The organism is Rhodobacter ferrooxidans (assembly GCF_000176015.1).
GTDB classification, from domain to species: Bacteria; Pseudomonadota; Alphaproteobacteria; order Rhodobacterales; family Rhodobacteraceae; genus Pseudorhodobacter_B; species Pseudorhodobacter_B ferrooxidans.
In genome coordinates this window covers 190,236-197,969 of sequence record NZ_ACYY01000004.1, presented here as the reverse complement: position 1 = coordinate 197,969, position 7,734 = coordinate 190,236, and the positions used below count along the sequence as shown (strand labels likewise).

Sequence of the window (7,734 nt, the reverse complement as noted above, 5' to 3'; positions counted from 1 at the left end):
AAAACCGGATGAACCGGGCGTGAAGAGCATGCCCGAACCCCAGGCCGCCGCCGTGGTGATCCTGCTTGGCCCTCCGGGGGCAGGCAAGGGCACCCAGGCGCGCATGCTCGAGGCCGATTTCGGGCTGGTGCAGCTTTCCACCGGCGACCTTCTGCGCGCCGCGGTGGCGGCGGGCAGCGAAGCCGGGCGGGCCGCAAAGGCGGTGATGGCGGCGGGACAACTGGTGTCCGACGAGATCGTGCTGGCGATCCTGCGCGAGCGGATGGCGGCGCCGGATACCGCCCGCGGCGTCATTCTTGACGGCTTTCCGCGCACCGACGCGCAGGCGCGGGCGCTGGATGGTTTGCTGGCGGAGCAAGGTCAGAAGGTCACGGCCGTGGTCAGCCTGGAGGTGGACGATGCCGCGATGGTGGGCCGGATTTCGGGCCGCCATACCTGTGCGGCCTGCGGCGAGGGCTATCACGACCAGTTCAAACTGCCCGCTCAGGCGGGGGTTTGCGACAAATGCGGCGGCACGACGTTCACCCGCCGCGCCGACGACAATGCAGACACGGTGCTGGCAAGGCTGCAAGCCTACCATGCCCAGACCGCACCGCTGATCGCCTACTATGAAGGCCGCGGCGTGCTGCACCGGATCGACGCGATGGGTGCCATCGCCGATATCCGCAGCACACTTGCTGCCCTTGCCGGCGGCGTGCTGGCGTAACGAATTGCTGCGCCCCGACCGGGGGGCAGAACGGGTGGGGCCGATCGCGCAAGCGGGACGCCGCACAAAAAGCGGCGCGGACCGCAAGGCCGCACCCCAGGCTGACAGGGCTGTGCATCCGTGCAGACCGAAACTCAGCGAAATCACGGCAGTCTACCGGCCCGCATCGGCCGAACCAACATGGAGGAAACCCAATGGCAACAGAAACCGTGGATGTGAGCGTCCGCTCGCGCCCGATGACCGGGGAGGAGCGGAAGGTCATTCTGGCGTCCTCTGCCGGCACGATCTTCGAATGGTATGACTTCTACCTTTACGGCTCGCTTGCAGCCGTGATCGGGGCGAACTTCTTTACCGCCTTCCCGGAAGCCACCCGCAACGTCTTTGCGTTGCTGGCATTTGCCGCCGGTTTCATCGTGCGCCCGTTCGGCGCGCTGGTGTTCGGCGCCATGGGCGACCTGATCGGCCGGAAATACACCTTCCTGGCCACCATCCTGATCATGGGCCTGTCGACATTCTGCGTCGGCCTGCTGCCCGGCTATCAGGACTGGGGCGTTGCCGCGCCCTCGATCCTGATCGCCTTGCGGATGGCCCAGGGCCTGGCACTTGGCGGTGAATACGGCGGGGCTGCGGTCTATGTGGCCGAACACGCGCCCGCCAACCGCCGCGGCTATTACACCGCCTTCATCCAGACCACCGCCACGCTGGGGCTGCTGCTGTCGCTGATCGTGATCCTGATGGTTCAGGGCTATGTCAACGGCAACTATCCCGAACAGCCGGTGCTGGACGCGGTCGGTGCTGCCACCTTCAACGCCGACGGCTCGCCCGCGATGATGAAGGCCTTCAACGCCTGGGGCTGGCGCATCCCGTTCCTTGGCTCGATCTTCCTGCTGCTGACCTCGCTTTACATCCGCTTGCAGATGAACGAGAGCCCGGCCTTCCAGAAGATGAAGAACGAAGGCGCGCAGTCGAAGGCACCGCTTCGCGAGGCTTTCGGTCAATGGCGCAACGCCAAGATCGCCATCATCGCCCTGCTGGGTCTGACCGCCGGTCAAGCCGTGGTGTGGTACTCGGGCCAGTTCTACGCCCTGTTTTTCATCCAGAACGTGATCAAGGTCGACAGCTTCTCGGCCAACGTCTTCGTGGCCTGGTCGTTGATCCTGGGCACCGGCGGCTTCCTGTTCTTCGGGTCGCTGTCCGACAAGATCGGCCGCAAGCCGATCATCCTGACCGGCTGCCTGATTGCTGCCGTCACCTACTTCCCGACCTTCAAGATGCTGACGAAAACCGCCAACCCGGCGCTTTATGCAGCCCAACTGACGGATGTGACCGTGACCGCCGACCCGGAGGACTGCTCGTTCCAGTTCAACCCGACCGGTACCGCCAAGTTCACCTCGTCCTGCGACATCACCAAGGCGCTGCTGTCGAAAACCGCGGTCAACTCGACCACCGTCGATGCAGCCCCCGGCACTGTTGCCAGCGTCAAGATCGGCGACACGGTGATCACTGGCTATGACGGCACCAAGAATGCGGCCGACATCAAGGCCGCGACCGAAGCGCTGAAGCCGCTGGCCGATGCCGCAGCAACCGTGACGGATGCCCGCACCGCGCTGATCGACGCCCGCAAGGCGATGGGTCTGCCGGAAACCGCGCTGCTGTCCTTCCCGGATGCGGTGTCGGTGAACGGGGTTGCCGATCCGGCGCTGCTGGACCTGCAAGCCAAGCTGATGGCCGCTCAACTGGCCGCCGGCCCGAAAGCGGTTGAAAACGCCGCGGCGGCACAAAAGGTGCTGGACGATGCCAAGGGCGCGAAAGCCGCGTTCGAGAAAAGCGTGAACGATGCGCTGAAAGCGGCGGGCTATCCACTGGTTGCAGCCGACAACACCACCATCGCCAAGGCCGAGACCTTCCTCGACATCTTCTCGGCGCAAAAGCTGACGATCATCGGTATCCTGACCTACCTCATCATCCTGGTGACCATGGTTTACGGCCCGATCGCCGCCATGCTGGTGGAACTGTTCCCGACCCGGATCCGCTATTCCGGTCTGTCGCTGCCCTACCACATCGGCAACGGCTGGTTCGGGGGTCTGCTGCCTGCGACCGCCTTCGCGATCTCGGCCCAGTCTGGCAACATCTACGCCGGTCTGTGGTATGCGATCGTGGTTGCGGTGATGACCGTGGTCATCGGCACGATCTTCGTGCCCGGCGGCACCCACAAGAAGTCGATCTTCGCCGACGACGCGAAGCGGTAAGTCCAAAGATCCGGCCAGGGCGCGCAAAGCCCTGGCCGGCTTTTTCCTTGTCTGGCGTCCTGCTGCTATCACCCGGCCGGTTCCGTTGAACCCGAACAGGAGACAAAGATGAGCCCGGCCCCCTCTCGCCCCCTGGTGCTGATCGTCGAGGACGAGGACAACATCGCCATGGCGCTGGAATATGTGCTGACCCGGGAAGGCTTTCGCCACGACCGGCTTGCCAAGGGTGGCAGCGCCGTTGGCCGGATCATCGAAACCCATCCCGACATCGTGCTGCTGGACGTGATGCTGCCGGAAATGTCGGGCTATGACATCTGTGCGCTGGTGCGCGCGAACCCGGCGCTGGCCGATATCAAAATCATCATGATGACCGCCCGCGGCTCGGCGCTGGAACGCAAGCGCAGCCTGGAAATGGGCGCCGACAGTTTCATCGCCAAGCCGTTCGAACTGGCCGCCCTGCGCGACGAGTTGAACCGCATGGTGACCAAAGCCTGAGGCGCGCGTCAGCGCCGCAAGCGCAGCCAGACCCACCGCGCCGCCAGGGCCACCGCCAGCAGCAGGCTGTTCGAGATCAGACCGACCAGCGCCAGCCGCTGCAACGGTTCGGTAGAGTTGGTCTGCAGCGTCATCGGGATCATCAGGGCGATGAACGCCACCCCCAGCAGCAGCGGCAACCACGATCCGGTGACGGCCCGGTTGCGCTCGGCCGTATAGACCAGCGCCAGGATCAGACCAATCCTGAACGGATCGGCCAGTTGCATCAGCAGGATATCGGTGAGGGTCATGCGCTTCTCCTTGGCAGCGCCATTTGACCTTGGCCGGTCAAAAACACAACGGGCATATGTTCGCAGGCAGCTATTCCCGGCGCGGCGATATGGGGCGCCTCAGATCGCCAGATACTGCGCCCGCAGTTGCTCGTTCTCCAGCACCTCCTGCGCCGAACCGTCGAACACCACGGTGCCGATGTCCAGAATGATGGCGCGGTCGGCCAGTTTCAGCGCGGCCACGGCGTTCTGTTCGACGATGACGGTGGTGATGCCCTGATCGCGGATGATCGCCAGGGTCTTGGCAATCTCCTGCACGATCACCGGCGCCAGGCCTTCATAGGGTTCGTCCAGCAGCAGCACCTTGATGTCGCGCGCCAGTGCCCGGGCGATGGCCAGCATCTGCTGCTCGCCGCCCGACATGGTGACGCCTTCCTGCTTGCGCCGCTCGCCCAGCCGCGGGAACAGATCGTAGATGCGGTCCAGCGACCAGCCCACCGGCGGCGCGATCTGCGCCAGTTGCAGGTTTTCCTCGACCGTCAGGCCGGGGATGATGCGGCGATCCTCGGGCACCAGCGCGATGCCCGCCGCCGCGGCCTGATGCGCCTTCATCTTGTGCAGGGGGGCATGGTCCAGCCAGATTTCACCGCGCCGCAGTTGCGGGTTGCCCAGCCGGGCAATGGTGCGCAAGGTGGAGGTCTTGCCCGCGCCATTGCGCCCCAGCAGCGCCAGAATCTCGCCCTCGTGGATGTTGAAGCTGACATCCTGAACGATGTAGCTTTCGCCGTAATAGGCCTCGATGTTCCACACCGACAGGAAGGCGGGGGCGTGGCTGGCGTGGCTGGCGTTGGGGTCGAAGGCGGGTTTGGCGGTCATGATGGCCTCTGGTTTGGGTAACGGTCCGGGCGGCGGCGTGGGTCAGACTTGTGCTTCGCCCAGATAGGCTTCGCGGACCTTGGGATGGCCCTTGATGTTGTCGGGGGTATCCTCGACCAGCGGTGTGCCCTGCGCCATCACGGTGATCCGCTCGGCCAGACTGAACACCACATGCATGTCATGTTCGATGATCGCCATGGTGATCGGGCGGCTGGCCTTGATTTCCTTCAGCAGGTCGATGGTGTTGTTGGTGTCGGCCCGCGCCATGCCGGCGGTGGGTTCGTCCAGCAGCAAAAGCTTCGGTTCCTGCACCAGACACATCGCCATTTCCAGCCGCCGCTTGTCGCCGCGCGACAGGTTGGCGGCCAGCATGTGACGCTTGTCCAGCATCTTGACGTCCTTCAGCATCGCCTCGGCCTGCTCGACGATGTCGTGCTCGTTGGCCACCGTCTCGAAGGCGTGCATGCGGAACGATCCGTCGCGCCGGGCAAAGCAGGGGATCAGCACGTTTTCCATCACCGTCAGATGGGTGAAAATCTCGGGCGTCTGGAACACCCGCGAGATTCCCATCTGGTTGATCTGGTGCGGCTTGCGCCCCAGCACCGACTGCCCGGCAAAGGTGACGGTGCCGGTATCGGGGATCAGCTTGCCCACCAGACAGTTCAGCAGGGTGGATTTGCCAGCCCCGTTCGGGCCGATGATGGCGTGAACGGTGTTTTCCTTGACCGACAGGTTGACGTTGGACAGCGCCTTCAACCCGCCGAAGTTCTTGCCAACGCCGTTGACTTCAAGAATTCCCATCTGGTCCCTCATTCGGCCGGTTCGGTGGTGGCAGAAGGCTTGGCTTTCGGCTTGCGGCGGAACAGGCCGGTGATGCGGTTCCAGCCTTCAACCAGACCGCCCGGCAGGAACACCACCACCAGCATGAAGATCAGCCCCAGCGTCAGGTGCCAGCCCTTGCCGATGAACGGATGCAGCACGGTGACGAGGGTGTTTTCCAGCCAGTCGGGCAACAGCGCGAACCACTGGTGCAGGATCTGGTCGTTGATCTTGGAAAAGATGTTCTCGCAATACTTGATGAAACCCGCCCCCAGGAACGGCCCGATCAGCGTGCCCGCCCCGCCCAGAATGGTCATCAGAACCACCTCTCCGCTGGCGGTCCATTGCATCCGCTCGGCCCCGGCCAGCGGGTCCATTGCCGCCAGCAGACCGCCGGCGAGGCCCGCATACATCCCCGAGATCACAAAGGCCGCAAGGGTGTAGGGCCGCGAATTGATGCCGGTGTAGTTCAGCCGTTGCTGGTTCGATTTCACCGCCCGCAGCATCATGCCGAACGGCGAGCGGAAGATGCGCACCGAGGTGTAGAAGGCGATCAGCATGATCACGGCGCAGACATAGTAGCCCACCGAAAAGTCGAACGACCAGCCGCCGACGTTCCAGGTGACCGACGACCGCATCTCGGCGCCGAACAGGTTGGTGACAGGCAGGCTGTTGGTGGTGTTGGCGGCATCAAGGATGCGCGGGTCGTCCAGCGCCAGTTGCAGCCCGGTTTCGCCATTGGTCAGCGGTGTCAGCACCGAATAGGCCATGTTGAACGACATCTGCGCAAAGGCCAGCGTCAGGATCGAGAAGTAGATCCCCGACCTGCGCAGCGACACATAGCCGATCACCAGCGCGAACAACCCCGCCACGACCATGGAAAGCAGGATCGCCGGAATGATGTTCATCGACAACAGCTTGAACATCCACACCGCGGCATAGCTGCCCACCCCCAGAAACGCCGCATGACCAAAGGACAAATAGCCGGTCAGGCCGAACAGGATGTTGAAGCCGATGGCGAAGATGCCATAGACCACGAAGCGTTGCATCAGATCGGGGTAACCGGCGTTGAACTGCGCCATCTGGCTGGCTGCGGGCCAGGGGTTCAGCAGGATCGGCGCCGAAAGTGCGATCACCACCACGATCAGCATGAACACGGTATCTTTGCGGTCAAGGCCGAACATGGGCTTACTCCTCCATCACGCCCTTGCGACCCATAAGGCCGCGAGGACGCGTCAGCAGAATGATGATGGCGACAAGGTAGATGATGATCTGGTCGATGCCGGGGATCACGCTTTTCACCTCGTTCATCGAGGCGAAGGATTGCAGGATGCCCAACAGGAACCCCGCCAGCACGGCCCCGGGCAACGAGCCCATGCCGCCCACCACCACCACCACGAAACTGAGCACCAGGAAATCCATGCCCATCTGATAGTTGGGCGACAGAATCGGCGCATACATCACGCCCGCAAGCCCGGCCACCGCCGCGGCGATGCCGAACATCACGGTGAAGCGCTTGTCGATGTCGATGCCCAGCAGGCCCACCGTCTCGCGGTCGGCCATGCCCGCGCGCACCACCATGCCGAAGGTGGTGAAGCGCAGGAAGGCAAAGACCGCGGCGATGATGCCGGCGGAAAAGAAGAAATACACCAGCCGCCAGTAGGGGTAGATCACCTTGTTGGCCTCCAGCCCGAAGAACGGGCCGAAATCAAGACTGCCGCGGAACACCTCGGGCGCCGGGGCGGAAATCGGGTTGGCGCCGAAGAAGTATTTCACGATCTCCTGCAGCACGATGGCCAGGCCGAAGGTCACCAGAATCTGGTCGGCATGGGCGCGTTTGTAGAAATGCTTGATCAGGCCGCGTTCCATGACGTAGCCGACGATCAGCATCACCGGAATGGCCAGCAGGATCGCCAGCGGCACCGACCAGTCGATGATCGCCGCCCCCAGTTCCGGGCCGAACCAGGCCTGCACATAGGGCGTCGTCACCTTCGACGGGTTGCCAAGGAAATCAAGCTTGGTCGGGTCCACCGTCTCGAAGCTGAGGCTGAACAGCTTGGACAGCGTCACCGAACAGAAAGAGCCGATCATGAACAGCGCGCCATGGGCGAAGTTCACCACGCCCAGGGTGCCGAAGATCAGCGTCAGCCCCAGCGCGATCAGGGCATAGGCAGAGCCTTTGTCCAGACCGTTGAGGATTTGAAGAAGGATGGCGTCCATGTGCCCCGCGCTCGTTCTGAATTGGGTGATGACGGCAGGCGACGCGCCGTCACGGCGCATCCCGCACAACAAGACGTCCGGCCGCAGCAGTCATGCGGCC

8 protein-coding genes are annotated in these 7,734 nt (G+C 63.6%); 3 read left to right on the top strand and 5 right to left on the bottom strand.

Features of this window, described 5'->3' with window-relative positions:
* The first annotated feature begins 28 nt into the window (after positions 1-28).
* The 3 genes from RSW2DRAFT_RS04895 (at position 29) to RSW2DRAFT_RS04885 (ending at position 3,450) form a co-directional block, all read left to right on the top strand.
* Positions 29-706 carry an adenylate kinase gene (locus RSW2DRAFT_RS04895; protein WP_040671604.1) on the top strand — a complete coding sequence of 226 codons (678 nt, stop codon included), beginning with the start codon at positions 29-31 and terminating at the stop codon, positions 704-706.
* A gap of 194 nt (positions 707-900) precedes the next feature.
* Positions 901-2,955, top strand: a complete 2,055-nt coding sequence (locus tag RSW2DRAFT_RS04890) for an MFS transporter (protein ID WP_008028630.1) — start codon at positions 901-903, stop codon at positions 2,953-2,955.
* 108 nt (positions 2,956-3,063) lie between these two features.
* Positions 3,064-3,450: a response regulator gene (locus RSW2DRAFT_RS04885; RefSeq protein WP_008028629.1), complete on the top strand. Its 387-nt coding sequence runs from the start codon at positions 3,064-3,066 to the stop codon at positions 3,448-3,450.
* Between the two features lie 8 nt (positions 3,451-3,458).
* Here the strand turns inward: RSW2DRAFT_RS04885 and RSW2DRAFT_RS04880 are convergent, their stop codons facing one another.
* The 5 genes from RSW2DRAFT_RS04880 to RSW2DRAFT_RS04860 form a co-directional block, all read right to left on the bottom strand.
* Positions 3,459-3,740, bottom strand: a complete 282-nt coding sequence (locus RSW2DRAFT_RS04880) for a hypothetical protein (RefSeq protein WP_008028628.1) — start codon at positions 3,738-3,740, stop codon at positions 3,459-3,461.
* Positions 3,741-3,839: 99 nt separating this feature from the next.
* On the bottom strand, positions 3,840-4,595 hold the full coding sequence (locus RSW2DRAFT_RS04875) for an ABC transporter ATP-binding protein (RefSeq protein ID WP_008028627.1): 756 nt from the start codon (positions 4,593-4,595) through the stop codon (positions 3,840-3,842).
* Between the two features lie 42 nt (positions 4,596-4,637).
* Positions 4,638-5,396: an ABC transporter ATP-binding protein gene (locus tag RSW2DRAFT_RS04870; RefSeq protein ID WP_008028626.1), complete on the bottom strand. Its 759-nt coding sequence runs from the start codon at positions 5,394-5,396 to the stop codon at positions 4,638-4,640.
* A gap of 8 nt (positions 5,397-5,404) precedes the next feature.
* Positions 5,405-6,598 (bottom strand): branched-chain amino acid ABC transporter permease, encoded by a 1,194-nt coding sequence (locus RSW2DRAFT_RS04865; RefSeq protein WP_008028625.1) that lies wholly within the window; start codon positions 6,596-6,598, stop codon positions 5,405-5,407.
* Between the two features lie 4 nt (positions 6,599-6,602).
* A complete protein-coding gene (locus tag RSW2DRAFT_RS04860; protein WP_008028624.1) occupies positions 6,603-7,634 on the bottom strand; it encodes a branched-chain amino acid ABC transporter permease in 1,032 nt (343 codons plus the stop codon).
* Positions 7,635-7,734 lie beyond the last annotated feature (100 nt).

What these genes read in the sequence shown, in the direction of transcription:
- RSW2DRAFT_RS04895 (WP_040671604.1), top strand. Translation starts at nt 29, where the DNA reads ATGCCCGAACCCCAGGCCGCCGCCGTGGTGATCCTGCTTGGCCCTCCG.
- RSW2DRAFT_RS04890 (WP_008028630.1), top strand. Translation starts at nt 901, where the DNA reads ATGGCAACAGAAACCGTGGATGTGAGCGTCCGCTCGCGCCCGATGACC.
- RSW2DRAFT_RS04885 (WP_008028629.1), top strand. Translation starts at nt 3,064, where the DNA reads ATGAGCCCGGCCCCCTCTCGCCCCCTGGTGCTGATCGTCGAGGACGAG.
- RSW2DRAFT_RS04880 (WP_008028628.1), bottom strand. Translation starts at nt 3,740, where the DNA reads ATGACCCTCACCGATATCCTGCTGATGCAACTGGCCGATCCGTTCAGG.
- RSW2DRAFT_RS04875 (WP_008028627.1), bottom strand. Translation starts at nt 4,595, where the DNA reads ATGACCGCCAAACCCGCCTTCGACCCCAACGCCAGCCACGCCAGCCAC.
- RSW2DRAFT_RS04870 (WP_008028626.1), bottom strand. Translation starts at nt 5,396, where the DNA reads ATGGGAATTCTTGAAGTCAACGGCGTTGGCAAGAACTTCGGCGGGTTG.
- RSW2DRAFT_RS04865 (WP_008028625.1), bottom strand. Translation starts at nt 6,598, where the DNA reads ATGTTCGGCCTTGACCGCAAAGATACCGTGTTCATGCTGATCGTGGTG.
- RSW2DRAFT_RS04860 (WP_008028624.1), bottom strand. Translation starts at nt 7,634, where the DNA reads ATGGACGCCATCCTTCTTCAAATCCTCAACGGTCTGGACAAAGGCTCT.